The 23933-nt window shown below is 74.2% G+C and carries 25 protein-coding genes; 13 read left to right on the forward strand and 12 right to left on the reverse strand.

Annotation, left to right across the window (positions count from 1 at the left end; translation table 11 throughout):
- Positions 1–6: 6 nt before the first annotated feature.
- The 4 genes from KIS93_RS53460 to KIS93_RS53475 form a co-directional block, all read right to left on the reverse strand.
- Positions 7–1257: a sugar ABC transporter substrate-binding protein gene (locus tag KIS93_RS53460; RefSeq protein WP_080037608.1), complete on the reverse strand. Its 1251-nt coding sequence runs from the start codon at positions 1255–1257 to the stop codon at positions 7–9.
- A 66-nt stretch (positions 1258–1323) separates the two neighbouring features.
- A complete protein-coding gene (locus KIS93_RS53465) occupies positions 1324–2346 on the reverse strand; it encodes a LacI family DNA-binding transcriptional regulator (protein WP_080046589.1) in 1023 nt (340 codons plus the stop codon).
- Positions 2347–2715: 369 nt separating this feature from the next.
- Positions 2716–4281, reverse strand: a complete 1566-nt coding sequence (locus KIS93_RS68020) for an ankyrin repeat domain-containing protein (RefSeq protein WP_080037609.1) — start codon at positions 4279–4281, stop codon at positions 2716–2718.
- 186 nt (positions 4282–4467) lie between these two features.
- Positions 4468–4836 (reverse strand): VOC family protein, encoded by a 369-nt coding sequence (locus tag KIS93_RS53475; RefSeq protein WP_080037610.1) that lies wholly within the window; start codon positions 4834–4836, stop codon positions 4468–4470.
- 79 nt (positions 4837–4915) lie between these two features.
- On the opposite strand from KIS93_RS53475, the gene KIS93_RS53480 reads away from it, so the two are divergent.
- On the forward strand, positions 4916–5197 hold the full coding sequence (locus KIS93_RS53480; RefSeq protein ID WP_230466058.1) for an NADPH-dependent FMN reductase: 282 nt from the start codon (positions 4916–4918) through the stop codon (positions 5195–5197).
- Positions 5198–5364: 167 nt separating this feature from the next.
- Here KIS93_RS53480 and KIS93_RS53485 read toward each other — a convergent pair whose 3' ends face one another.
- Positions 5365–5847, reverse strand: coding sequence for a winged helix-turn-helix transcriptional regulator (locus KIS93_RS53485; protein ID WP_080037612.1), 483 nt, complete (start codon positions 5845–5847; stop codon positions 5365–5367).
- A 134-nt stretch (positions 5848–5981) separates the two neighbouring features.
- Here KIS93_RS53485 and KIS93_RS53490 point away from each other — a divergent pair, with 134 nt between their 5' ends.
- On the forward strand, positions 5982–6680 hold the full coding sequence (locus KIS93_RS53490) for an SDR family oxidoreductase (protein ID WP_080037613.1): 699 nt from the start codon (positions 5982–5984) through the stop codon (positions 6678–6680).
- A 98-nt stretch (positions 6681–6778) separates the two neighbouring features.
- Here the strand turns inward: KIS93_RS53490 and KIS93_RS53495 are convergent, their stop codons facing one another.
- Both KIS93_RS53495 and KIS93_RS53500 read right to left on the reverse strand, forming a co-directional pair.
- The gene (locus KIS93_RS53495; RefSeq protein ID WP_222107988.1) at positions 6779–7333 is read right to left on the reverse strand and encodes a tetratricopeptide repeat protein; all 555 of its coding nucleotides are present in this window, start codon (positions 7331–7333) and stop codon (positions 6779–6781) included.
- 5 nt (positions 7334–7338) lie between these two features.
- A complete protein-coding gene (locus tag KIS93_RS53500; protein WP_080037614.1) occupies positions 7339–8583 on the reverse strand; it encodes an FUSC family protein in 1245 nt (414 codons plus the stop codon).
- Between the two features lie 169 nt (positions 8584–8752).
- Between KIS93_RS53500 and KIS93_RS53505 the strand changes: the two genes are divergently transcribed.
- The 5 genes from KIS93_RS53505 (at position 8753) to KIS93_RS53525 (ending at position 14964) form a co-directional block, all read left to right on the forward strand.
- Complete coding sequence (locus tag KIS93_RS53505; RefSeq protein WP_080037615.1) at positions 8753–9193, forward strand: MarR family winged helix-turn-helix transcriptional regulator; 441 nt, start codon at positions 8753–8755, stop codon at positions 9191–9193.
- Positions 9194–9275: 82 nt separating this feature from the next.
- Positions 9276–10568 (forward strand): alpha-amylase family glycosyl hydrolase, encoded by a 1293-nt coding sequence (locus KIS93_RS53510; protein ID WP_222107989.1) that lies wholly within the window; start codon positions 9276–9278, stop codon positions 10566–10568.
- Between the two features lie 97 nt (positions 10569–10665).
- Positions 10666–12927: a tetratricopeptide repeat protein gene (locus KIS93_RS53515; protein WP_080037617.1), complete on the forward strand. Its 2262-nt coding sequence runs from the start codon at positions 10666–10668 to the stop codon at positions 12925–12927.
- Between the two features lie 143 nt (positions 12928–13070).
- Positions 13071–14039, forward strand: a complete 969-nt coding sequence (locus tag KIS93_RS53520) for an alpha/beta hydrolase (RefSeq protein ID WP_080037618.1) — start codon at positions 13071–13073, stop codon at positions 14037–14039.
- Between the two features lie 61 nt (positions 14040–14100).
- A complete protein-coding gene (locus KIS93_RS53525) occupies positions 14101–14964 on the forward strand; it encodes an alpha/beta hydrolase (protein ID WP_080037619.1) in 864 nt (287 codons plus the stop codon).
- Positions 14965–15009: 45 nt separating this feature from the next.
- Here KIS93_RS53525 and KIS93_RS53530 read toward each other — a convergent pair whose 3' ends face one another.
- Together KIS93_RS53530 and KIS93_RS66670 are read right to left on the reverse strand one after the other, a co-directional pair.
- Complete coding sequence (locus KIS93_RS53530) at positions 15010–15795, reverse strand: ROK family protein (protein ID WP_246005506.1); 786 nt, start codon at positions 15793–15795, stop codon at positions 15010–15012.
- On the reverse strand, positions 15687–16298 hold the full coding sequence (locus tag KIS93_RS66670) for an ROK family transcriptional regulator (RefSeq protein WP_246005502.1): 612 nt from the start codon (positions 16296–16298) through the stop codon (positions 15687–15689). Before KIS93_RS66670 ends, KIS93_RS53530 begins: the two co-directional genes overlap by 109 nt.
- 55 nt (positions 16299–16353) lie before the next feature.
- Between KIS93_RS66670 and KIS93_RS53535 the strand changes: the two genes are divergently transcribed.
- Together KIS93_RS53535 and KIS93_RS53540 are read left to right on the forward strand one after the other, a co-directional pair.
- Positions 16354–16977, forward strand: a complete 624-nt coding sequence (locus KIS93_RS53535; RefSeq protein WP_222107991.1) for an HAD-IA family hydrolase — start codon at positions 16354–16356, stop codon at positions 16975–16977.
- Between the two features lie 28 nt (positions 16978–17005).
- Complete coding sequence (locus tag KIS93_RS53540; protein ID WP_080037622.1) at positions 17006–18151, forward strand: epoxide hydrolase family protein; 1146 nt, start codon at positions 17006–17008, stop codon at positions 18149–18151.
- A gap of 6 nt (positions 18152–18157) precedes the next feature.
- Here the strand turns inward: KIS93_RS53540 and KIS93_RS68025 are convergent, their stop codons facing one another.
- Positions 18158–18280, reverse strand: a complete 123-nt coding sequence (locus tag KIS93_RS68025; RefSeq protein WP_268966941.1) for a hypothetical protein — start codon at positions 18278–18280, stop codon at positions 18158–18160.
- Between the two features lie 344 nt (positions 18281–18624).
- A complete protein-coding gene (locus KIS93_RS53545; protein ID WP_080037623.1) occupies positions 18625–19599 on the reverse strand; it encodes a helix-turn-helix domain-containing protein in 975 nt (324 codons plus the stop codon).
- A gap of 86 nt (positions 19600–19685) precedes the next feature.
- On the opposite strand from KIS93_RS53545, the gene KIS93_RS53550 reads away from it, so the two are divergent.
- The 3 genes from KIS93_RS53550 to KIS93_RS53560 are packed head-to-tail and all read left to right on the forward strand — an operon-like array spanning position 19686 to position 22217.
- On the forward strand, positions 19686–20870 hold the full coding sequence (locus KIS93_RS53550) for an MFS transporter (RefSeq protein WP_080037624.1): 1185 nt from the start codon (positions 19686–19688) through the stop codon (positions 20868–20870).
- 37 nt (positions 20871–20907) lie between these two features.
- On the forward strand, positions 20908–21645 hold the full coding sequence (locus tag KIS93_RS53555) for an alanyl-tRNA editing protein (protein ID WP_080037625.1): 738 nt from the start codon (positions 20908–20910) through the stop codon (positions 21643–21645).
- Entirely contained in the window at positions 21642–22217 is a 576-nt protein-coding gene (locus tag KIS93_RS53560; RefSeq protein WP_080037626.1) for a helix-turn-helix domain-containing protein, read from the forward strand. The genes KIS93_RS53555 and KIS93_RS53560 overlap by 4 nt, the downstream gene beginning before the upstream one ends.
- Before the next feature lie 36 nt (positions 22218–22253).
- Here KIS93_RS53560 and KIS93_RS53565 read toward each other — a convergent pair whose 3' ends face one another.
- Entirely contained in the window at positions 22254–23060 is an 807-nt protein-coding gene (locus KIS93_RS53565) for an SDR family oxidoreductase (protein WP_080037627.1), read from the reverse strand.
- A gap of 63 nt (positions 23061–23123) precedes the next feature.
- Between KIS93_RS53565 and KIS93_RS53570 the strand changes: the two genes are divergently transcribed.
- On the forward strand, positions 23124–23900 hold the full coding sequence (locus KIS93_RS53570; protein WP_080037628.1) for a helix-turn-helix domain-containing protein: 777 nt from the start codon (positions 23124–23126) through the stop codon (positions 23898–23900).
- Positions 23901–23933: the final 33 nt, after the last annotated feature.

Below are 23933 nucleotides of genomic sequence, written 5' to 3' on the forward strand. Positions count from 1 at the left end.
ATCCGATCAGTTGCCGGTGGCCTGCTTGGCCTGGGCCTGCGCCTCCTTGAGCGCGTCGGCCGGGCTCGCCGCGCCGCTCAGCGCCTTCTGCACGCCGGTCCACAGCGCCTCGGAGATCTTCGGGTACTTGGTGCCGAGGTTGTCGCTGGTCCGGCCCTTGGCCGACTGCACCGCCGCGACCCACGGCTTCAGGCTCGGCTCCTTGGCCAGGATCGCCTGCTGCCCGTCGGCGGTGGACGGGATGTAGTACGCGAACGTCGTGCCGGTCTCGACCAGGCCCTCGGGCGTGGTCATGCACTCGAGGATCTTCTTGGTCACGTCGTAGCGCTTGGTGTCCTTCTGCACCGGCACCGTGATGAACTCGCCGCCCGTCGGCGTGGGCGCGGTGCCGCCGGCCTTGGCCGGGATCTGCACGATGCCGGTCGGGAAGCCCGCCTTGGCGGCGCTGTCGATCTGCCAGGTGCCGTTCTCGGCGAAGGCGAACTCGCCGGTCAGGAACTCCTCCCAGGTGGTGTTCTGGGAGTTGCTGATGACGGAGTTGGGCGCCAGGCCGTCCTTCAGCCAGGAGCTCCACAACTGCAGCGCCTCGACCGCCTGCGGCGAGTCGAGCTGGGTGAGCTGCGCGCCGGCGCCCCAGAACCAGGGCAGGAACTGGAACGAGCCCTCCTCGGTGCCGATGGCCGCGAACGTGATCGGCTTCTTGCCCGCCTCCTTGACCTTCTTCAGCGCCGCGTTCAGCGACACCCAGTCCTTGATCGTCTCGGGGTCCACGCCGGCGGCGTCGAGGATCTTCTTGTTGTAGTAGAGGGCGAGGGTGTTGGCGCCGATCGGGATGCCGTACGTCTTGCCGTCCAGCTCGCCGGCGGTGATGAGGTTCTTGTCGAACCGGTTCACTTCGAGGCCGAAGTCGGACATCGCGGTCAGCATCCCGGCGTCCGCCAGGGTGGAGACGGCCGGGTTGTCCAGCAGGATGACGTCGGGGGCGTTGCCCTCCTGACCTGCGAGCAGGGCCTGGTTGGTGAGGGCGGTCGTGTCGTAGGCGGTGCGCTGGATGGTGACGCCGGCCTGCTGGCCGCAGGCGCCGACCCGCTTGGCCCACGCGGAGCCCGCGTCGTGCTGCGGGTAGGGGTCCCACCAGGTGTACGCGCCGCCCTTCGCCTCGGCCGTGGTGGCGCCTTGGGGCGGGGTGGAGGCGCAGGCGGTCAGGGCCAGGACGGCGGTGCCGAGAACGGCGGCCTTCGCGGACGTACGGTTCATCCGAGTACTCCAGTGTTAGCGCTCACAATGAGCGCCCTAGAACGGGTAGGGCTGTCTTCCCCGAGGTCAGCGGGGGAGTGGGGGTGCGGTGCTGCCGAGCGAGACCAGCTCGGGAGAGATGAAGCGCACCACGAACGGCTCCTCGCGCGCCGCCTGGGACTCCACGCGGCGGACGAGCTGGCGCACCGCCATGGCGCCCAGCCGGTCGGGTGCGCTCTCGATGTGCGAATAGGGCAGGGAGAAGGTCGCGGCGAACTCGGCCGAGTAACGCCCGATGACCGACAGGTCCTCGGGCACCCGCAGCCCCCGCGCGTAGGTGACGGAGGGCAGCGCCGCCGCGGCCGCCTCGTTGTTGATCAGCAGGCCGGTGGCCTCGGGATGGGCCTCCAGAAGCTGGTTGAGCAGCCGCCCCACCGCCGGCTGGCGGGACTCGCCGTAGACGGCGTGCAGGGTCACGCCGCGCTGGCGGGCGCGTTCGAGCGCGGCGTCGCGCAGGCGCCACACGTACGCGCCGCCCCGCTCCACCACGTGCTCCGGCTGCGAGACCAGGATGAGCTCGCGGTGGCCGAGCCGGTGCAGGTGGTCCACCATGACCCGGCCCGCCTCCTCGAAGTCGAGGTCGAACACGTCCAGCCCCGAGCAGTCGCCCGGCAGGCCCACCAGCGCGCCCGGCTGCGGCGCGGCCCGCAGGATGGGCAGGCGGGCGTCCTGCTCGGCGATGTTCATCAGGACGACGCCGTCCACCATGCGCGAGTCGGTGACCCGGCGCAGCGCCCGCACCCCGTCGGCCTCCGTGACCAGCAGGGTGTCGTAGCCGAGGTCGCGGGCCGTGTTCGTGACGCCCAGGATGTACTGCATCATCGCCGGCGCGAACTCGTCCTCGTGGAACTGGGCGAGCAGGCCGAGGACCTTCGTCTGGGCGGTGGCCAGGGCGCGGGCGCCCGCGTTCGGCGTGTACGCCAGCGCCTCGGCCGCCGCCAGCACCCGCCGGCGGACCTCGTCCGAGATCGGCCGCTTGCCCGAGAGCGCGTACGACGCCGTGCTCCGGCTGACGCCGGCCTCCCGGGCCACGTCCCCGATCGTCGCCACTTCCACCTCCACTCGTTCGTCGAACCGGTTCGACGATCTGCCGCTCAAACTCCTTCACCGTTGGCCGGGTCGTGTGCTCGGTGGCTTGTCGGGCAGGCTTCCGCTGGCACGTGGCCCGGGATCTCACGGGCCGGCCGCCGTCGCTGTTAGCGAACCGGTTCAACGAATGACCTAGACAATCCCGCCAACGGCGGTGACGGTCAAGGCGGCACGTCCCGGCTGATGCCGAATCGTGACCTGCCGCCACCCGCGCCCCCGGCCCGCCCGGGGCGCGGGGTCGCTGTGCGACGGGGGCTCGATCGGGTGATGGGGCCGTTGTGCCATCGGGAGCCGATCAGCTCGCGGAGCCGCCGTGTGCTCGGGAGCCGATCAGTTCGCGGAGCCGCCGTGTGCTCGGGCGTCGAGCAGGTCGCGGAGCCGCTGCGCCACCGGGTCGTCCGGGCGGGCCGGGTAGGCGATGCCCAGCCAGCCGCTCGCGTCCAGCCGCAGCAGGTCGTCGCGTACGGACGGGTCGGCGCCGCGTTCCAGGAGCAGGCGGGCCACCCCGAGCCGGCCGCCGAGGATCGCCCAGTGCAGGCCGGTCCGACCGAGGTAGGGCGCGACGTCCGGACGCACGCCGCGATCGAGGAGCCACCGCACCACCTCGATCCGGCCGTGCTGGCACGCATGCACGAACGCCTCACCCACGATCTCCTCCGGATCGCCGGTCGGCGGCAGCCGCGAAGGGAAGCCCGCGCCGGTGTCGGCGAGGTCGGGGCGCGCCGTCGCGGCGCCCGGGAGCAGGCCGCCGTCCACACCGAAACAGCCCCGCACCAGGTCCAGCCGCCCGCAGGCGGCATACGTCCACAAGGCGCCAGGGACGATCGCGCGCTCGGCGAGCAGATCGACCACCTCCGTGTGACCGTGGTAGACGGCGTGCTCCAGCGGAGTGGCGCCCCACTTCCGCACACCGGCGTCGGCGCCCGCGTCGAGCAGCAGCCGCACGCAGGCGACCCGCCCGGAGCGTGCCGCCTGCACGAGCGGAAGATCCAGGTCGGTGGCCTTACCCAGCAGGACCTCGGCGGCGGCACGCGGCACACCCAGCTCCTTCCCGAGCCGGACACCCGGGAACGGCTCGGGTCCCGCGAGCATCTGCAGCAGGACGTCGGCCTGCCCGGCCGTCAGCGCGGCGAGCCGCCCGACGTCACCTGCCAGCAACGCCTCCACCTCCCGCCGCAACCGCCGCCGCGCCTCCCGCCGCTCGCCCAGCTCGCGCCGCGACTTCTCGGTGTACGACACGAGCTCCTGCCACGTCGGGAACCCCAGCTCCCGCGCGATGACCAGCCGCGCGTCCCGAAGCCCGGCGCCCACGCCGGAAGCCTGGCCGGCGGTCGTGCCGGTGTCCGAGGAGACGGTGGCGGCGGTCGCGCCGGCGTGCCCCGGCAGGGCGCCGGGAGGCGTGTCGGCGTGCCGGGGGACGTAGGCACGCAACCGCCGCAGCGCGCCCGGATCGCCGCGGCGCAACTCGGCGAGCAGGGTGGCGGCCATGGAGTCGTAGATGCCGGGCCTGACGCCCATGAGGCGGGAGACCGGCCGATCAGCGGCGCCGCCATGACCTTCGACGTGGGCGCGGAACTCTGCCCAGGTGCGGAACCCGTGCTCCTGCGCGAGCACGAACTGAGCGTCGCTGAGCAGGAACCGCCCGGCGGCCCGGTCGCCGAGCACGTCGACCGCCCTGGCCACGGCGGCCGGATCACCCGCCGCGTAGGCCCGCCGCAGCTGCTTGGCCTGCTTGCGGTAGTACTCCAGGCTGGGCCAGGCCGGCAACTCGAAGTGGCGCCCGAAGTGGTGCTCGGGACGCTGCTCGAAGCGGTGCTCCGGATGGCGATCGGAGTGGTGCTCGGGCTGGCGCTCGGAGTGGTGCTCCGGATCGCGTTCGGGATGGCGTTCGGGCATCGCGACCTCCTTCGTCGCCGAGGTCCGCTCGCCCGGCCGGAAAGAGGTGGCTCTCGCCCTGTACGGTGACGCGCTGATCGAGGTGGGAAGATCCCTGCCCGCGGACTGGCAGCGCCCTCGCACGCTCCCTCCAGAGTAGTGACGGGCTGCGCGCGCGGGCAACCGCCGCCCGTTGCGCTGAGGGGGTCAGGACGCGGCGGCCTCGCCTCCGATGGAGGCGGCGGCCTCGCCGCCGATGCCCATCTCGTTGCCGTCGGCGTCATGGAAGACCCATTTGCAGACGCCGCCGTGCCGCTCCACGTCCACGGGCCGCAGCCCGCGTTCGGCGATCCGGTCCACCTCTGAGGCGGGGTCGTCCACCCAGATCATGCCCACCCCGCCTCCGGCGCGGGCGGCGTCCTCGATGACGTACACGTACCGGTCGTCGGCGAGCTGCCACACCGCTTCGGCGTCGTGCGGCCAGAACGACGGCTCCCTGCCGAACAGCTTCGTGTACCACTCGACCGCGCTCTTGCAGTCGCGGACGGGGATGCCCGCGAAGATGCCCACTGCCATGGCCGATCTCCTCTCCGCCGGAGCTCGTGCAAGCCCGGCTCGCCGAAGAGGAGACTCCGCGCGTCCACGGAACTCATCGGTGCCGGACGGGCCGCCGCGCCGTATGGTGACGCCCGAGCACCACCATTCCACGTCGGGCGTGCTGAAGAACGCGATCGACTACCTGTTCGCCGAATGGAACCACAAGGCGTTCGGCATTGTGTCGTACGTGCGGACGAACGTGGCGCTGTCCCTGTTCACCGACTTCCAGGACTTCAGCGAGCTGGCCGCCGGCGACCGGCAGGCGGCGACCCTGGCGACGATGCTCGACGAGGTCGTGGCCTGGAGCCGCGCCCTGGCCCCGCTGCGCCAGGCGGCCTGACCTCCATGGGCGAAACGGGGTCGTCAAAGCCGTCGACCACATGGGCTACCACGACCTGGAGGAGAGCGCCCGCCCGGCGCTACGCGCGCCATGCTGGACCGCTTCCCCGAGTCGCGGCGCGGCCGGGACTTGCTCGGCGCGCGGGGCGGGAAGGTGCGCGGCGGCGGTCAGGCCGTTTCGTAGGGAGTGCCGGTGGTGAGGATGCTCACCTCGCTCGCGGGCACCTCGCGGCCGTCCTCGTCGAGGAATCCCACGTGGACGGGACGGTCACCGTCGCTGGTCCGGCGCACCGCCGAAGGGCCGGAGGGGCGGGGAAGGTGGTGGTCGCCCCACTGCTGGAGCGCGGCCAGCACCAGCCGCAGGTCCCGCCCGGACTCCGTCAGGTGGTAGCTCTGCCGCGGCCTGCTGCCCGGCTCGCGGTAGGTCCGCGTATCCAGGACGCCGGCCGCGACCAGCAGTTTCAGGCGGGCGCTGAGCAGGTTGGAGGCGATGCCGAGAGAGGTCTGGATCTCGGCGAACCGGTGCCGGCCCGCGAAGATCTCGCGCAGCACGAGGAAGGTCCAGTGGTCGCCGAGGATCTGCAGGCTGCGCTCGATGGAGCAGGCCGGCTCGTCGTCCAGGGGCCCGGACCACTGCCGTCTGACCGCCACTCCCCACCTCCTCCGATACGGGGCATCCCGCGATGCCGCCGACAGTCAAGCTTACCTCTTGGCTTTTCTTTTGCTACTCAGGTGTGCCATGCTGGCTTGTAGATTTAAAGACAGCATATAGCCGAGGAGAAGACATGGACATCAAGGGATCGATCGCCCTCGTCACCGGGGCCAACCGTGGCATCGGACGCGCGTTCGCCCGCGCCCTGATCGAGCACGGCGCCAAGAAGGTCTACGCCGCCGTCCGCGACCCGGCCGCCGTCACAGACCCCGACGTCGTTCCCCTGCGTCTGGACGTCACCGACGAGCAGAGCATCACCGCGGCCGCGGCCCTCGCCGGCGACGTCACCATCGTCATCAACAACGCCGGAGTCGGCGGCGCCGGCACGAAACTGCTGGAGGGCGCGTTCGACGGCGCCCGCCACGCCATGGACGTCAACTACTTCGGCACCTGGGCGGTCGCCCGCGCCTTCGCCCCCATCCTGGCCCGCAACGGCGGGGGAGCCCTGGTCAACATGCTGTCGCTGGCGTCCTGGTCCAGCCGGCCCGAGTTCCCCGGGTACGCGGCGTCCAAGGCCGCCCAGTGGTCCCTGACGGACGCCCTGCGCAAGGGGCTGCACGGGCAGGGGACGCTGGTGGTCGGGGTGCACGCGGGCTTCGTCGAGACCGACCTCAGCGCCTGGACGGACGCGCCGAAGATCAGCGCCGACACGGTGGCCGAGCTGACCATGGACGCGCTGCTCCACGACCGGCCCGAGGTCCTGGCCGACGAGCAGAGCCGCACGGTCAAAGCGGCCCTGTCCCAGCCGGTCGGCACCCCATCCGGCCTCTGAACGGCCGGGCTCCGTCGGGCCGCGAGCCGTTCGTCCCCGCACCCCGGAAAAGTGCGGAGAGCGAGCTTCTCAGGCCCGGCACCACCGCACCCGCGCGGTCAAGGCCGCGGCCCGGCCTCTTCCGGCTCGTTCCCGACCGCGCCTGACCCGCCGCCGCCAGGGGCGACGGTCTCGCCCAGGTGCTCGGCCACCCGCTCCAGGCCGTCCTTGACGAGCTGCCCGTACGCGTCGTCGGCCAGCGCGCCGATCCCGGCTCTGGCGTGCTGGAAGTGCTCACGGGCCCGCTCGAGATCGCCCAGCTTGCGATAGCACTCACTCAGGTTCAGGTGCAGCGACGGATACAGGCCCGCCACCGAGAGCGGCACCCCGGCCCGCGCCACCTGCTCGTCGGTGACCCGCCCGGCGGCGGACAGCGCCCGCAGGTCCCACTCCAGTTCCTGACGCACGTCATCCTGGACGTCGGCCATCGAGTGGGCGAGCACGCAGACGTGCAGGGGATCGCCCTGCTCGCCACCGATGTCGTCCCAGATCTGCTGGAACAGCTCGCGGGCGGCGTCGGGCCGGCCCTGGTGGTGATGTAACTCCACGCCCTGGCCGATGCGGGTCAGTGTGGGATCGGCGGTCATCCGCGGCTCCTTCACCGTCGTGGTCACCGCGGTCAGCCTAGTTGCCCGCAGTGGATCATGCGTGCCTCGCTGATCGCGTCCGCGAGCCGGCGGGCGGAACCGAACCCGAGGCGTGCGCCCGCGCGGACCGTCGGCTCCAGGAGCGCGAGTTCCCGCTCCGCGTCGCGCAACCGCGCTCGCGCTGCCGCCGCCGGCGCGTCGTGCGGCGCCGCGGGTCTGGTGTTCGCCGCCGCTGACGTGGCGCGTGCCGACGGCATGCTGTGTGACGACGTCGCGGCCAGCTCGGCGGCGGCTGCTCGGAGGCGGCCGATGCGGGCGCGGACGGTGTCGGAGGTCCGTACGGGCAGGATCGCCCAGGCCGCGAGCACGCCGATGGCGCCCCCGGCGAGGATCCCGCCGAGGCGATGGAGCAGCAGGTCCGTGCCGGTCTGGCCGAAGTAGCCGTACAGGAAGGCCAGCGCGGCGGTGAGGCCGGCCGCCCAGAACGCGTGGCCCAGGTCGCGCAGGGCGGAGGCGACGGCGAGGACGGCGAAGACGGCGACGATGCCACGGCTGTCGCCGGGCCCGGCCCATCCGGTGGCCACGGTGGCGAGAACGGTGCCGGCCAGGGCGCCGAGGACGCGCTGGGTGCCCTTCCAGAGCACGTCTCCGCGGTTGCGGTTCCCGCTGTGGACCACGAGAACGGTCAGCACGGGCCACACGAGATGGTCGGGATCAAGCCACTGCGCTACGGCGAAGCCGGCCAGGGTCGCCGCCCCGAGCTGAACGGCCATCCTCGTGCTCGCCGCCCTCCGCCACCCACCCGCCGTCGCGCCCCCTGCGGCCCCCCGGCCCTCGCCCGCGCGGGGCGTCGTGGCCCAGGCGGTGGCGACGGCGGTGGCGAGGAGCATCCAGGCCAGGAAGTCCCAGGTGCTGGCGAGCGGCAGCGGGTGGACCAGGATCGCCATGAACGGCAGCGCCGCCATCGTCCCCGCGGAGCGCCACCGCGTACCGAACCGGCGTGCCCAGACCGGGATGGCGACGCCGGCGGTGAAAGCGGCGGCGCCCAGGGCGCGGCGCCAGTCGGCGTGGTCGAGGAGCATCCCGCACCCGACCGCCGCAGCCGTCCCGGCGCCGAGGGCCGTCAGCGCCGTCGGCAGCTCGCCGGGCCGCAACCGGGCCAGGCCGCGCGGGAGGGCGAGCGCGAGCATGACGGCGAACACGACCGCGTCCACCGGGACGGCCAGCCACGTGCGCAGGTGCATCATCGACCAGAAAGCGGGCAGTACCACCGCCATCGTTCCGGCGCCTGTTCGCGCGGCGGCCACCGCCATCGTTCCGGCGCTTCTTCGCCCGGCGGCGATCGCCATCGTTGCGGCGCTTGTTCGTGTCGCGGCGCGCCAGGGGGACCGCATCCTCCACCACCTCCCGCCCTCACCCGATTTAGTAAGTGATAGCGTAATAAATGTGGATGAGGAAACCTACCGGGAGGCGATGGCGCCGCGACTGCGGGCCGCGGTATTGCGGCTCGCGCGGCGTCTGCGGGTCGATCGGGAGCAGTCGGCGCTGAGCAACAACAAGATCGCGGTGCTCAGCCATCTCGCCCGCGAGGGGGAGAGCACCCCGTCCCGCATCAGCCGGGACGAGCGGCAACATCCGCAGTCGCTCACCCGCGTGTTCGCCGAGCTGGCCGCCGACGGCCTGATCGAGCGCGTCGTGGACCCGGACGACGGCCGCCGCAGCAGGCTGAGGCTCACGCCGGCCGGCAGGAAGGCGTTCGAGGAGGACATGGCCCTGCGCGACCGCTGGCTCACCGCCGCGCTCGACGGCTTCACCCCGGACGAGCTGCGCCTCCTCGACGACGCCGCCCGGCTTCTCGACCGGATCGGAGCCCCTCGTGAGTCCTGAGCCCGTCAACCGGCCGGAGCGCCTTGTGAGTCCTGAGTCTGAAGACCGGTCAGAGCCCGTTCAGCATCCCGAGCCCGCGTGGGTGAAGCACGCGATCTGGTGGCGGATCTATCCGCTCGGCTTCGTCGGCGCCTTCCCCGAGCCGCCCACCGGCCCCGCCCGCCCCGGCGAGCACCGGCTGCTGCGGGTGATCGGCTGGCTGGATCACGCGGTGGCGCTGGGCGCGTCGGGGGTGGCGCTCGGCCCGATCTTCGCCTCCAGCACCCACGGGTACGACACGCTCGACCACTTCGCCATCGACCCGCGCCTCGGCGACGACCGTGACTTCGACAAGCTCGCCGCGGCGGCCCACGAGCGCGGCCTGCGGCTCCAGCTCGACGGCGTCTTCAACCACGTCGGCCGCGACCATCCCCGCGTCCGGGAAGCGTTGCGGCAGGGGCCGGGCGGTGCGGCGATGCGCTGGTTCCGCAGCTCCGCCGACGAGCGGGGGCGGGTCCGGCTGGACACGTTCGAGGGGCATGACCAGCTCGTCGCGCTCGACCACGACGAGCCCGGCGTGCGCGCGTACGTGATCGACGTGATGCGGCACTGGCTCGACCGGGGCGCGGACGCGTGGCGTCTCGACGCCGCCTACCAGGTCCCCGCAGAGTTCTGGGCGGAGGTCCTGCCGGAGGTGCGCCGCAGCCATCCGGACGTCTGGTTCGAGGCGGAGGTCATTCACGGCGACTACGCCGCGTTCGTGGCTGGGAGCACCGCCGACACCGTCACCCAGTACGAGCTGTGGAAGGCGATCTGGTCGAGCATCGAGCACCACAACTTCTTCGAGCTCGACTGGGCGCTGCAGCGGCACAACGCGATGCTGGCCACGTTCGCGCCCGCCACCTTCGTCGGCAACCACGACGTCACCCGCATCGCCAGCCAGATCACCGACCCCCGCCACCTGCCGCACGCCGTCGCCCTGCTCGCGCTCCTCGGCGGCACCCCTGCCGTCTACGCGGGTGACGAGTTCGGCTTCCGCGCGACCAAGGAGGAGCGGGCCGGCGGCGACGACGCGATCAGGCCCGCCTTCCCGCCGCCCGGCCCTGACGCGGTCGAGGCCGCCGACGCCGGCATCCTGCGGCTCCACCAGCGGCTGCTCGGGCTCAGGCGCCGGCACCCCTGGCTGCACCGCGCCCGCAGCCGGGCGGAGGTGCTGCGCAACCGGCAGTACGTCATCACGCTCGCGGCGGACGGCCATGAGCTCGCTCTCGCGCTCAACCTGGACGACGCCGAGCTTCCCCTCCCTCCCGCGCCGATCCTGGACTCCGACGCCGCCACGGCGAACCTCACCGGGGCGGTCGCGCCGCACGGCTGGGCCGTCATGTCCCCGCCGTGAGCGGGCACGACCGGCATGTGAGACGGCCGGGCGGGGCGCGCCGCCGCCATGTGATGATCGTGCCCCTGGCGGGACCGTCGTGCGGGGGCTTTGCGAAATGGCTGAGCGGGATTTCGGCTCCCGGTTGCGGGAGCTGCGCGCGCGGGCGCGGATGACGATCGAGGAGCTGTCGGACGCCTCAGGGGTGAGCGTCCGGGCGATCGGCGACATGGAGCGGGGCAAGGTCGGCTCACCGCAGCGCCGCACCGCCGAGGCGCTGGCCGACGGCTTGAAGCTGGCGGCCGGCGACCGGGCGGAGTTCCTCGCCCTGGTGCGGCCCCGGCCCCGCGCGGGCGCGCTGGCCCAGCTTCCGGCCGCCCTGCCGGTGTTCACCGGCCGCCGCGCCGAGCTCCGGCAGGCGCTCGACCTCTTGGACCAGCAGGGCGAGCGGGCGCGGACCGTGGTGATCGGGGCGATCGGCGGGATGGCGGGCGTGGGCAAGACGGCCCTGGCCCTGCACTGGGCGCACCGGATCGCGGGCGCGTATCCGGACGGGCAGCTCTGGGTGGACCTGCGGGGTTTCGACCAGAGTGACCAGGTGCTGGATCCGGGGCAGGTCCTGGGCGGCTTCCTGCTCGCGCTGGGCGTCGCGGACAGCCGGATCCCGGCCGCGACCGACGACCGCGCCGCGCTGTTCCGCAGCAAGCTGGCCGGGCGGCGGGTGCTGGTCGTCCTGGACAACGCCCGCGACAGCGAGCAGGTCCGTCCCCTGCTGCCCGCCACGCCGGGCTGTCTGGCCATCGTCACCAGCCGGAACCAGCTCACCGGCCTCGCCGCCACCCATGGCGCGCGCACGCTGACCCTGGACGTCTGGACGGCCGCCGAGACCAAAGAGGCCCTGGCCCGCAGGCTGGGGGAGCAGCGGGTGGCCGCCGAGCCGCAGGCGGTGGCGGAGATCGCGGAGCTGTGCGGGCACCTCCCCCTGGCGGTGGCGGTCGTGGCGGCTCGTGCCGCGGCCCGGCCCTCGTTCGCGCTCGCCGAAATCGCCGCCGAGCTGCGCGCCGCGCACGGCACCCTGGACGCCTTCCACACGCCGGACGGGATCGACCCGCGCGTCACGTTCTCCTGGTCCTACCAGGCGCTCAGCCCCGACGCCGCCCGCCTGTTCCGGCTGCTGGGCCTGCACCCTGGCCCGGACATCACGCTGCCGGCCGCCGCCTCGCTCGCCGCCCTGCCGCCCCGCCGGGCCCGTGCCCTGCTGGACGAGTGCACCGCCGCCCACCTGGTCACCGAGCACGCGCCGGGCCGCTGGCGCCTGCACGACCTGCTGCGCGTCTACGCGGCGGAAACCGCGGAGGAGCACGAGGACGCCGCCGAGCGCAGGCAGGCGTTCCACCGGCTGCTGGATCATCTCCTGCACAGCGCGCACGCCGCCGACAAGATCATCTACCCGGTCGTCTCCACGCCCATCGAGCCGCCGCCCGCCCAGCCGGGCACGGTCGTGGACGTCTTCCACGACCGCGAGCAGGCGGCCGCCTGGTACAACCGGGAGCTGCGCGTCTTCTGGGCGGCGCAGCAGCGGGCGGAGCTCCTGGGCGGGTTCGACGTTCATGTGTGGCAGCTCGTCTGGACCACCGTGGACACCTTCATCGACCACGCGTGGTCCCTCGGCCGGGAGTCGCTGGCGTACCTGACCCGTGCCGCCGACGCCGTGCGCCGCGATCCCGGCGGAGAGCCGTACGCGAGCGCCGTCGTGGGCTGGGTGGCCCGGCAGGAGCACCACCTCGGCCGGTCCGAGGCGGCCAAGGAACGCCTGCGCGCGCTCCTGCGCGCGCCCGGCACGCTCGCCCGCCCGCTGGACCAGGCCCGCCTCCACCACGACCTGGGCTGGCTGCACGGCAAGCTCGGCGAGCACGACGACGCCCTCGCCCACGCCCTCGCCGCCCTCGGCCTCTACCGCGACGAGGGCAACCGGCCCGGCGAGGCCAGGGAGCTGGCCTCCGTCGCCTGGTACCAGGCTCTCCTCGGCCGGTACGACGACGCCCTCGCCCACGGCGAGCAGGCCGTCGCCCTCCTCGCCGAGCAGCGGATGACGGCCAGCGAAGCCTCGGCGTGGGACACCCTCGGCTACGTCCACCACCACCGCGGCGACCACCACCGCGCGATCGACTGCTACCGGCGCTCCCTCGGCCTCTACCGCAACACCGGCCGCTCGCACCTCGAGGCCGAGGTCCTGGAGCACCTCGGCGACACCTACCACGCGCTCGGCGACGCGGACGCCGCGGGCACCACCTGGCAGCAGGCCCTCGACCTGCTCATCCCGCTCGACCACTCCGGCGCCGACCGCCTGCGCACGAAGCTCTCCGTCCCCCCGGCGTAGAACGCACCGGGCCGCCCGGAGGAACGGTTTTCTGCCTCCGTTCTGCCTGGAGCCGGGCGCCGCCGGCTGCTTGGCTGGTCACACCGGCCGGTGCCGCCACCACCGGCCGAGACATCTCGCCATCCACGACGAACAGGCAGAACATGACCGACCACGTCCCCCTCGGGCCCGTCCTGGAGCCCGCCGCGGCCCGCTTCGCCGAGGCGACCGCGCAGCCGCCGTTCCTCTTCCAGCTCCCTCCGGAGGAGGGCCGGAAGGCCGTCGACGACGTCCAGTCCGGCCCGACCGCCAAGCCCGCCGTGGACGAGGAGTGGATCACGATCCCGGGAGGGCCCACCGGGCAGGTCAGGGCCCGCATCGTCCGCCCGGCGGGCAGCACGGGCGACCTGCCGGTGATCGTCTACATCCACGGCGCGGGCTGGGTGTTCGGCAACGCCCACACCCACGACCGGCTGGTACGCGAGCTGGCGGTCGGCGCGGACGCCGCCGTGGTCTTCCCCGAGTACGACCGGTCACCCGAGCACCGCTACCCGGTCGCCGTCGAGCAGTGCTGGACGGCGGCCCGGTGGATCGTCGAGGAAGGCGCCGGCAGGAGCCTGGACGCGGCCCGGATCGCGGTCGCCGGCGACTCCGTCGGCGGCAACATGAGCGCCGCCCTGACGCTGCTGGCCAAGCGCCGCGGCGGCCTGCCGCTGGTGCGGCAGGTGCTGTTCTACCCGGTGACGGACGCCTCCTTCGACACCGGCTCCTACGAGCGGTTCGCCGAGGGGTACTTCCTGCGCCGCGACGCCATGCGGTGGTTCTGGGACCAGTACACCACCTCCCCCCAGGAGCGGGCCGAGATCACCGCCTCCCCGCTGCGCGCCACCACGGAAGAGCTGGCCGGCCTCCCGCCGGCGCTGATCATCACCGCCGAGGCCGACGTGCTGCGCGACGAGGGCGAGGCGTACGCCGGCAAGCTGCGCGCCGCCGGGGTGCCGGTGACCGCCGTGCGCTACCTGGGCATCATCCACGACTTCGTCATGCTCGACGCGCTGCGCGAGACGCAGGCGGCCTCCTCCGCGATCGAGCTGGCCGCCGTCACGCTGCGCCGCGCCCTGCACGAAGGCTGAGCGGACGGCCACGACCGCCGTCCCGGCCACGCCCCACCCCTCTCTTCCGAAGGACGGAACCATGTCATCGACTTCCGAGGCGTCCTACGCCCGTGACCTCGCCCAGATCGAGCAGGCGAACGCCTCCGGCCGGATCCCGGTCGTCTTCGTGCACGGCCTGTGGCTGCTGCCCACGAGCTGGGACCGGTGGGCGCAGGTGTTCGCCGAGGCCGGCTACGCGCCCGTCGCGCCGGGCTGGCCGGACGACCCCGCCACCGTCTCCGAGGCGAACGCCCACCCCGAGGTGTTCGCGCACAAGACCGTCGCCCAGGTGGCCGACCACTTCGGCGACCTGATCGGCAAGCTGGACCGCAGGCCCGCCGTCGTCGGCCACTCCTTCGGCGGGCTCCTCACGCAGATCCTCGCCGGGCGCGGCCTGTCGTGCGCCTCCGTCGCCATCGACCCCGCCCCCTTCCAGGGCGTGCTGCCGTTGCCGGTCTCGGCCCTGCGCTCGGCCGCGCCGGTGCTCACCAACCCGGCCAACGTCCACCGCGCCGTCCCGCTCACCTACGAGCAGTTCCGCTACGCCTTCGCCAACGCCGTCAGCGAGGAGGAGGCCCGGCACCTGTACGAGACGTTCGCCGTCCCGGCCCCGGGGGCGCCGCTGTTCCAGGCCGCGGTGGCCAACTTCAACCCGTGGAGCGAGACCAAGGTGGACAGCACCGCCGAGCACCGCGGCCCGCTGCTGCTGATCTCCGGCGAGAAGGACCACACCGTGCCGTGGGCCATCACCCACGCCTCCTACAAGAAGCAGGCCCGCAACGAGCACCACGTCACCGAGATCGTCGAGATGCCGGGCCGCGGCCACTCGCTGACCATCGACAGCGGCTGGCGGGAGGTGTGCGACACCGCCCTCACCTTCGTCCAGCGCTTCGCCCACGCCTGACAGGAGCGGTCGTCCCGCACGGCCGCTCGCCGCCGTGAGAGCCCTTCACGTGGACGAGCGCAGGGCCGCCCAGGCGGTCAGGCCGTCCTCGGTGAGCACGTGGTCGAGCCCGGTCACCACCGCCCCGTGCAGGGCCCCGTCCCGGCCGAGGGCGGCGGGCAGCACGGGCGGCGGGGCCGGGCGGCGGAACCGCATGAGGCCGTCGGCCAGGGCGGCGGAGAACTCCGGCTCGGCCGCCGCCCGGAGCGGCTGCGCGAGGCCGCCCAGCGTGACGACGGCGGGATCGAGGGCGTTGATCAGCCCGGCGAGGCCGCGGCCCAGGCGGGTCGCGGCGCGGCCGACGGCGTCCCGCACGGCCGGGTCGGCGGGGGCGCGGGCCAGGGCCTGCTCGGCGTACGTGCGGGGGTCGCGGGGCGGCGGGTCGCCGAGGTGGCGGGCGATGGCGCGCCCGTCGACCTCCAGGTCCCAGCACCCGGAGGCGCCGCACGGGCAACGCAGCCCGGGATCGCCGAACGGCAGGTGCCCGAACTCCCCGCCCGCGCCCGTCGCCCCGTGCAGGGGCCGGCCGTCGAGGACGAGGGTGCCGCCGACGCCCACCTCCACGGTGACGTGCAGAACGGCCGCCGCCCCCGCCGCGACGCCGTGCCGCGCCTCGGCCAGCCCGGCGAGGGTGGCGTCGTTACCGACGAGCAGCGGGGCGGACGCGTCCCCGGCCCGCGCGATCAGGCCCCCGCGTTCCCGGTCGGGACGGCTGGGTCCGCCGCGTCCCCGGTCGGCGCGGCCGGAACCGCCGCGTCCCCGGCCAGTGCGGCCAGGTCCACCGCGTCCCAGCCGAGGACGGAGGACTGGACGACCGTGCCGTGCCGCACGGTCGCGGCGACCGCCACGGAGATCGCCCGGACCCGCTCGCCGTAACGGTCGCGCAGGCGCCCGACTGCCCGCGCCACCGTCTCCATCACCCGCTCGGGCGCCCGGCTGTGGTGGGGGCCGCCGTCCGCGACGACGGGCCGGCCGTCGAGGGCCGCGACGGCGCAACGCCAGTCCTCCTGCCGCAGGTCGACGGCGATGACGACGGGCCCTTCAGGGTGGGGGACGAGGACGCTGGTCGGGCGGCCCCGTGAGGCGGGGGCGGCGGGGGTCTCGGCGAGGAGGGCGAGGTCGCGCAGCCGGGAGGTGATCTCCGTGGCGGAGCCGGTGCTGAGGCCGAGCCGCCGCGCGACGGCCGCCCTGGTCACCCCGGGCTCGCGGCGCATCTCGTCGAGCACGGCCAGCGCGCCGCGCCAGCGGAGATCCGTGGCGCGCGCGGACCGGGAGCGGCTCCGTGCGGTTGCCATGCGTCCTTCCCCTTCCTTTATGCTCGATACGCGAGTTTAATCGAAGGGGGACACCGTGCGACCAGATCTCACCGCGATCCGAGCGGTCCTGCTGGACATGGACGGCACCCTCGTCGACTCCGACGCCTCGGTCGAGCGGGCCTGGACGCTCTGGGCGAAGGAGTACGACGTCGACCTCGGCGCGGTGCTCGCCGTCGCCCACGGCAGCCCGGCGGCCCGTACGATCCGGCGGCTCCTGCCCGCCCTGGACGACGAGGAGGTCGCGGCGGCGACGCGGCGGCAGCACGCCCTGCAGCACGAGGACCTGGCCGACGTCACCGCGGCGCCCGGCGCGCACCCGCTGCTCGCCACGCTGGCCCGGCTCGGGCTGCCGTGGGCCGTGGTGACCAGCGCCGACGGCCGCCTGGCCAGGGCGCGGCTGCGGGCGGCGGCGATCGACGCGCCCCTGCTCCTGACGATCGACGACGTGCGGGCGGGCAAGCCCGACCCAGAGGGCTACCTGGAGGCCGCGCGCCGCCTGGGGGTGGCGCCGTCCGCCTGCCTGGTGGTGGAGGACTCCGAGCCGGGGCTGGCCGCGGGCCGCGCGGCGGGCATGCCGGTCGCGGCCCTGCGCGGGCTGCCCGGCGACCTGTCCCTGCCCGGCCTCGACCGGCTGGCCGACCTGCTGCGGCGGCCGTGACACCGTTCCGTCCGACGAGGAAGGCAGCATGTCCGATCACGTGACCCCGTTCCGGCTCGACATCCCCGAGGCGGACCTGGACGACCTGCGCGAGCGGCTGCGGCGCACGCGCTGGCCCGAGAAGGAGACGGCCGGCGACTGGTCGCAGGGCGTCCCGCTGGGCTACCTGCGCGAGTTGTGCCGGTACTGGGCGGAGGAGTACGACTGGCGCGCCACCGAGCGGCGGCTGAACGCGTTCCCGCAGTTCAGGACGTCCCTGGACGGCCTCGGGACGCATTTCCTGCACGTCCGCTCACCGCACGAGGACGCGCTGCCGATCGTCCTGACGCACGGCTGGCCGGGCTCGGTCGTGGAGTTCCTCAAGGTGATCGGCCCGCTCACCGACCCGACCGCCTACGGCGGGGACGCCCGGGACGCCTTCCACGTCGTCTGCCCGTCCCTGCCCGGCTACGGCTTCAGCGACAAGCCGGACCGTCCCGGCTGGGGCGTCGAGCGCATCGCCGACGCCTGGATCGAGCTGATGGCCCGCCTCGGTCACGACCGCTACGGCGCGGCGGGCTCCGACTGGGGCACGACCATCAGCACCCTCATCGGCCTGCGGGACCCGGCCCACGTGGCCGGCATCCACCTCGTCCCGCCGCTGGCGGGCCCGGACCCGGCCACGTTCGGCGACCTCACCCCGGCCGAACGGGCCGCGATCGCCGACCTGGAGCGGGGCCGGGAGGACGGGGACGGGTACTCGCTGGAGCAGTCCACCCGGCCGCAGACCATCGGCTACGGCCTCGTCGACTCGCCGGCGCTGCTGTGCGCGTGGATCGTCGAGAAGTTCCGGTCGTGGACGGACGCCGAGGTGCTCACCCGCGACGAACTGCTCGACAACCTCATGCTCTACTGGCTGCCCGGCACCGGCGCGTCCGCCGCCCGGCTCTACTGGGAGAGCTTCAAGGCCGTCCAGCGGCTCTTCACCGCCGCCCCGACGGATCGGGTCACCGTCCCGACCGGATGCTCGATCTTCCCCGGGGAGAACCCGCGGCCGTCGCGGCGGTGGGCCGAGCAGCGCTTCACGAACATCCTGCACTGGAACGAGCCGGACAAGGGCGGCCATTTCGCCGCCTTCGAGCAGCCCGGCCTGTTCGTCGAGGAACTGCGTACCTTCTTCCGGAAAGTAAGGTGAACCCTCTCAGGCCAGCAGGCCGCCGATCGCGCGGCGGACCTTGCCCGCGACGCCCGGCTCGCCGAGGCGCAGGGCGAGGTCGGCGGCGTTCAGCAACGCGTCGATCCGGAACGCGGTGAGCTCGCGCACCGGCCACACCCGCATCCCCGGCGGGCGCTCCGGGCAGGTGCGCCGCCAGGCCCTTGACCAGCTCGGCGGCCAGCACCGCCTGGCCCGCGAAGAGCGCCGCAGCCCGCTCGATCGCGGCGCGGTCGGGCGCGCGCCGCCACAGGTCGTACGCGCCGCAGGACACGTGCGGGAGGTCAGGGCCGAACTCCGCGACCCGGCCGTCGAGGGTGTCGGCCGCCGTCGCCCCGATGGTGGCGGTGCTCAGGTACGCCAGATCGGGCTGCACGCGGCGGAGCAGCCCGGCGAGCCGCTCGCACCAGCCCATGTCCGCGTAACCCGGGCTGCGGCCGTGGGTGCCGGCGCTTTCAGCAGGACAGGCGGGTCTCGTGGAAGGCCCTGCGGTACTCGGTCGGCGTCACGCCGACCGCGCGGATGAAGTGGTGGCGCAGGTTGCCCGCCGAGCCCAGCCCGCACTCCTCGCCGACCCGGTCCACCGGCAGGTCCGTGGACTCCAGGAGCTGCCGGGCCCGCGCCAGCCGCTGTGCGTGCAGCCAGCGCAGCGGCGTCGTGCCGGTCGCCTCGTGGAAGCGCCGGGCCAGGGTGCGCGGGCTCAGCCCGGCCTGCCTGGCCAGCTCGGCGACGGTGAGCGGCCGGTGCAGGCGCCCGGCCGCCCACTGCAGCAGCGGCGCGAGCCCGTCGCCGTCGGTGCGGGGCATCGGGGCGTCGATGTACTGGGCCTGGCCGCCCGGCCGGTGCGCCTGGACGACGAGGCGGCGGGCCACCTGGTTGGCGACCTCCCAGCCGAGGTCCTTGCGGATGACGTGCAGGCACAGGTCCAGCCCGGCGCTGCGGCCCGCGCTGGTGAGGATGTCGCCGTCGTCCACGTACAGGACGGACGGATCCACGTGGACGCGCGGGTGGCGGGCGCGCAGCAGGTCCGTCCGCATCCAGTGCGTGGTCGCGGTGCGGCCGTCGAGCAGGCCCGCCGCGGCCAGCGCGAACGCGCCCGTGCAGAGCGACAACATCCGCGCGCCCCGCTCGTGCGCGGCCCTGAGCGCGTCCAGCAGCTCCGGGTCCAGCCGGGCGTCCCCGTCCACGTAGTCGGCCGGGAGTGCGGGGACGACGACCGTGTCCGCGCTCACCAGCGCGTCCAGCCCGTACGCCGGCGTCAGCGCGAACCCGTGACGGGTGCGGACCGGCCCGGCGGCGGCCGGCCGCAGCTCGTACCAGGGGTCGGCGAGATCGAGCCGCTCCAGGCCGAACGTCTCGCACACGATGGACAGCTCGAAGATCGGCATGCCGTCGATCACGGCCAGCGCGACCACTCCGGGGCTCCTCATGCCTTCCACCCTAGCGGCAGGATTTTGACGAAGGTGGGCAGTCCTGCCACTCGTGGCGGAAGATCCCCTTCGCCAGGGTGGGGTGAGTGAACGACATCACCATCAAGGCCGGGGTCATCGGTCTCTGTCTGGCCGCGTCGGCCACGCCGTCCCCGCTCTACAAGCTCTACGCCGCCGCCTGGGCGATCCCCACGTCCACGCTGTCGCTGATCTACGCCACGTACTGCCTGGGGGTGCTCGCGGCGCTGCTGCTGTTCGGGCGGATCTCCGACTCGTGGGGACGGCGCCCGGCCATCCTCGCCGGGCTCGCCGGGCTGCTCGTCTCGCTGGGGCTGTTCCTGACGGCGTCCGGGGCGGGCTGGCTGTTCGTCGCGCGTGGCCTCCAGGGCGTGGCCACCGGCGTCGCCATCAGCGCCGCCGGTGCCGCCCTGATCGACCTGCGCCCCGCCACCGCCGGGGTGCTCAACACGCTGGCCAGCGGGCTCGGCATGGGCGGCGGCGGGCTGCTCGGCGCCGTCCTGGTCGAGTACGCGCCCGCGCCCCTCCTGACGCCCTTCGCCGTCCTCGCGGTGGTGACCCTGCTCCTGCTCGCCGGCGTCTGGCGGCGGCCCGAGACGCTGGGCGCGCGGGCCGGCTTCCGGATGGCGGCGCCCGGCGTGCCGAAGGACATCCTGGGCTCGTTCGTGCTGTCCGGGCTCGGCGTGACGTCGTCGTGGTCGATCGTCGGGCTGTACCTGGCGCTGGTGCCCGCGCTCGCGCCCGCCCTCATGGGGTCGGCGGGGAACCTGCCGGGCGGGCTGGCCATCTTCGTCATGGGCACGGCCGCCGCGCTGGCCCCCACCCTGGCCCGCCGGCTCCCCGGCCCCGCCGGCGGGCGCGGCCTGCCGGTGCTCGCCCAGCTCTCGACCGGCATGCTCGTCCTCGCCGCCGGCGTCGCCCTGCTCGCCCTGTCGGTCTCGGCGGGCAGCGCGACCGGGTTCATCCTGTCCAGCGTGGTCATCGGCCTCGGCGGCGGGCTCGGGCTCGGCGGCTCCCTCGGGCTGCTGGGCGCGGCGGCCCCGCCCGAGCACCGCGCCCGCGTCATGTCCGCGTTCTACGTCGTCGCCTACGCCGCCATCTCCCTGCCCGCCATCGCCGCCGGCTTCGTGGTGCGCGCCTCGGGGCCGGTCGCCACGTTCCGCGGGTTCGGCGCGGGCATCATCGCCGTCGCCCTGGCCACGTTCCTCCTCGCCCGCACCCGCACGCGACGCGCGGCAGAAGCGCGACTCTGACCGCTCCTCCGCAGCCGACGTTCGTTATGATGAACGTATGGTTCACCTTAACGAGAAGCAGGATGCCCTCTACCTGGAGGACACCTACCTCACCGCCATCGACACCAGCGTCACCGCGGCCGGGCGCGACGAGACCGGCGGCGCGTGGGTCGCCCTGCGCCGCAACCTCTTCCATCCGCAGGGCGGCGGCCAGCCCGCCGACCGCGGCCGGCTGGGCGAGCACGAGGTCGTCCCGGTACGCGACCCCGCGACCGGCCTGGTCGTGCTCCGTGCGGGAGAGGGCGCGGCCGAGGGTGCGGGCGCCGGGCTGGACGGCCTGGCCGAGGGCGATCTCGTGCACGCCCGCATCGACGCCGGCCTGCGCCTGCTGCACGCCGCGCTGCACACCGCCGGTCACCTCGTCGAAGCGGCGGCCAGGGCCGAAGGCTGGACGCTCGCGGGCAACAACCACTTCCCCGGCCAGGCCCGCGTCGAGCTCACCCCGCCGGGAGCCGAGGCCGCGGCGCGGCTGACCGACGCGGGGGAGAGGGAGCGGGCCGCCGACCGGCTGCGCGCGTTCGTCGTCGCGGCGGTGGCCGACGACCTGCCGGTCACCGCGCACCACGACGACGAGGGGCGCCGCGTCGTACGGATCGGCGACGTGCACGCCGCCCCCTGCGGCGGCACCCACGTACGCAGCCTGGCCGACCTGCTTGAGGTGACCATCTCCGGCGTGAAGCTGAAGAAGGGCCGCGTCCGCGTCTCCTACTCCGCCGCCCACAGGCCGCCGCGATGAGCGCGCCCGGCCGGGACCGCCGCCCGGCCAGCAGTGCCGCCGCCGCGGCCGGAGCCCAGATCCAGCGCCGCCGGCAGCAGCGCGGCATGAGCCAGGCCGAGCTGGCCCGCAGGACCGGGCTGAGCAAGGCGACCCTGTCGCAGCTGGAGGCGGGCCTCGGCAACCCCACCCTCGACACGCTCGACGCGATCGCCGTCGCCCTGGCCATCCCGCTCACCGACCTGCTCATCCGCCACGGCGACCCCGCCACCGTGCACCTCGCCTCGACGGCCGCCCGCGAGAGCGAGCCCACCCGCGAGCTGCTGCGCCGCATCAGCGGGGGCCACAGCCTGGAGATCTGGCGCCTGCGCCTGCCGCCGGACACCGCCGTCGACGGCGTCCCCCACGCGCCCGGCACGACCGAGCACCTGCTGGTCGCCTCCGGCAGCCTCTTCGCCGGCCCGGCCGACGATCTCCGCCACCTGCGGCCCGGCGACATGCTGGCCTTCGCGGGCGACGCCGCGCACCGCTACAGCACCGGCGACACCCCCGCCGACGTCACCGTCGTCATCGCCTCACCGGTCGCCGGCTGAGCGACCGGCCACCGCCCTCTGGGTGGCGTGCTCCGGTCAGGCCTTGGCGGCCAGCGACCGCCACGCGTTCCAGGTCTCCAGCCGCTGCCGGTAGGCGGCCTCGACGACGGGATAGGGGTAGGTGCCGAGGAAGAGGCGCAGGGGCGGCTCGTCGGTGTCGACCAGTTCGAGGATGACGCCGGCGGTGGCCCGGGGGTCCTGGGGCGCGCGGGCGGTCGCGCCGGCCTGGCGGGCGCGGCGGATCGGCTCGTAGGCGGCGATCGGTTCGGTACGGACGGCCGACGCGCCCGACCAGTCGGTGCCGTAGGGGCCGGGCTCGACGATCGTCACGTGGATGCCCAGCGGGCCCACCTCCTGGGCGAGCGCCTCGCTCATCCCCTCCAGCGCCCATTTCGAGGCGTTGTAGAGCCCGAGCGTGGGGAAGGCGGCCAGGCCGCCGAGGCTGGAGACCTGCACGATGTGCCCGCCGTTCTGGGCGCGCAGCAGCGGGAGCGCGGCCTGGGTGACCCAAAGGGGGCCGAGCAGGTTGGTGTCGAGCTGGGCGCGGGCCTGCTGCTCGGTCACCTCCTCGACCATCCCGAACAGGCCGTAGCCCGCGTTGTTGACGACGACGTCGAGGCGGCCGAAGGCGTCGGCGGCCTGCCGTACCGCGGCGGTGACGGCGTCCCGGTCGGTGACGTCGAGGGGGAGCGGCAGGACGGCGTCCCCGTACGTCTCGGCAAGCGGACGCAGGGCTTCGGGACGGCGCGCCGTGGCGGCGACGCGGTCGCCGCGGGCGAGGGCGGCTTCGGCCCAGATGCGGCCGAAACCCCGGGACGCGCCGGTGATGAACCAGTTCTTCATGCGTTCCAGCCTGTACGGGCCGCCGGTGCGCAACCAGCACCCCGCCAGGGTTACCCTGCCGGTATGGCCGGTGACAACGCCCTGGGCGAGTTCCTGAAGGCCCGGCGGGGCCGGATCCGGCCCTCCCGGCAGAGCCCCGGCCGCCGCCGGGTCGCGGGGCTGCGCAGGGACGAGCTGGCCCGCCTGGCCGGCATCAGCGAGCCGTACCTGACCCGGCTGGAGCAGGGCGTCGACCGGCATCCGTCGCCGCAGGTGCTGCGGGCGCTCGCGCGGGCGCTGGAGCTGGACGCCGACGCCGCGGCGCACCTGCTCGCCCTCGCCGCCCCCGATCCCGCGCCGCTGCCGGAGGCCGGGGTCAGCGCGGAGGTGCACCGGCTGCTCGACGCGTGGGTGGGCAGCCCGGCGTACGTGCGCGACCGGCGCTTCGACGTGCTGGCCGCCAACAAGTGGGCCCGCGCGCTCGCCCCGATGTACGAGCCCGGCCACAACCTGGCGCGGGAGGTGTTCCTCGACCCCGGGGCCCGCCGGCTGTTCCCCGACTGGGAGCGGATCGCCGCTCAGACGGCCGCGGCCCTGCGTGCCGAGTCCGACCCGCGCGATCCGCGGACGGCCCGGCTCGTGGCCGAGCTGGAGGCCGACGAGCACTTCCGCCGCCTGTGGGCGCTGCACGACGCGCGCCCCGCCCGCGACGAGCTCAAGCGGTTCGCCCATCCGGTCGTCGGGGAGCTGGCCCTGCGGCGGCAGGCGCTCACCGTCGGCGGCGCCGAGCACCAAGTGATCATCGTCTACCAGGCGGAGCCGGGAAGCTCCTCCGAGTCCGCGCTCGCCCGGCTGCTCTGACCGGCGGCGGCTCCGCATGCCGCCGCGTATAAG

This window comes from [Actinomadura] parvosata subsp. kistnae, assembly GCF_900323885.1.
Taxonomy (GTDB): domain Bacteria; phylum Actinomycetota; class Actinomycetes; order Streptosporangiales; family Streptosporangiaceae; genus Nonomuraea; species Nonomuraea composti.

Bases quoted from the DNA above. Each gene is read 5' to 3' on its own strand.
- KIS93_RS53475 (WP_080037610.1), bottom strand. From the start codon at position 4,836: ATGGCAGTGGGCATCTTCGCGGGCATCCCCGTCCGCGACTGCAAGAGC.
- KIS93_RS53500 (WP_080037614.1), bottom strand. From the start codon at position 8,583: ATGGCGGTGGTACTGCCCGCTTTCTGGTCGATGATGCACCTGCGCACG.
- KIS93_RS53490 (WP_080037613.1), top strand. From the start codon at position 5,982: ATGGACATCAAGGGATCGATCGCCCTCGTCACCGGGGCCAACCGTGGC.
- KIS93_RS53545 (WP_080037623.1), bottom strand. From the start codon at position 19,599: ATGAGGAGCCCCGGAGTGGTCGCGCTGGCCGTGATCGACGGCATGCCG.
- KIS93_RS53555 (WP_080037625.1), top strand. From the start codon at position 20,908: ATGGTTCACCTTAACGAGAAGCAGGATGCCCTCTACCTGGAGGACACC.
- KIS93_RS53560 (WP_080037626.1), top strand. From the start codon at position 21,642: ATGAGCGCGCCCGGCCGGGACCGCCGCCCGGCCAGCAGTGCCGCCGCC.
- KIS93_RS53540 (WP_080037622.1), top strand. From the start codon at position 17,006: ATGTCCGATCACGTGACCCCGTTCCGGCTCGACATCCCCGAGGCGGAC.
- KIS93_RS53520 (WP_080037618.1), top strand. From the start codon at position 13,071: ATGACCGACCACGTCCCCCTCGGGCCCGTCCTGGAGCCCGCCGCGGCC.
- KIS93_RS53525 (WP_080037619.1), top strand. From the start codon at position 14,101: ATGTCATCGACTTCCGAGGCGTCCTACGCCCGTGACCTCGCCCAGATC.
- KIS93_RS68020 (WP_080037609.1), bottom strand. From the start codon at position 4,281: ATGCCCGAACGCCATCCCGAACGCGATCCGGAGCACCACTCCGAGCGC.
- KIS93_RS66670 (WP_246005502.1), bottom strand. From the start codon at position 16,298: ATGGCAACCGCACGGAGCCGCTCCCGGTCCGCGCGCGCCACGGATCTC.
- KIS93_RS53460 (WP_080037608.1), bottom strand. From the start codon at position 1,257: ATGAACCGTACGTCCGCGAAGGCCGCCGTTCTCGGCACCGCCGTCCTG.
- KIS93_RS53565 (WP_080037627.1), bottom strand. From the start codon at position 23,060: ATGAAGAACTGGTTCATCACCGGCGCGTCCCGGGGTTTCGGCCGCATC.
- KIS93_RS53570 (WP_080037628.1), top strand. From the start codon at position 23,124: ATGGCCGGTGACAACGCCCTGGGCGAGTTCCTGAAGGCCCGGCGGGGC.
- KIS93_RS53515 (WP_080037617.1), top strand. From the start codon at position 10,666: ATGGCTGAGCGGGATTTCGGCTCCCGGTTGCGGGAGCTGCGCGCGCGG.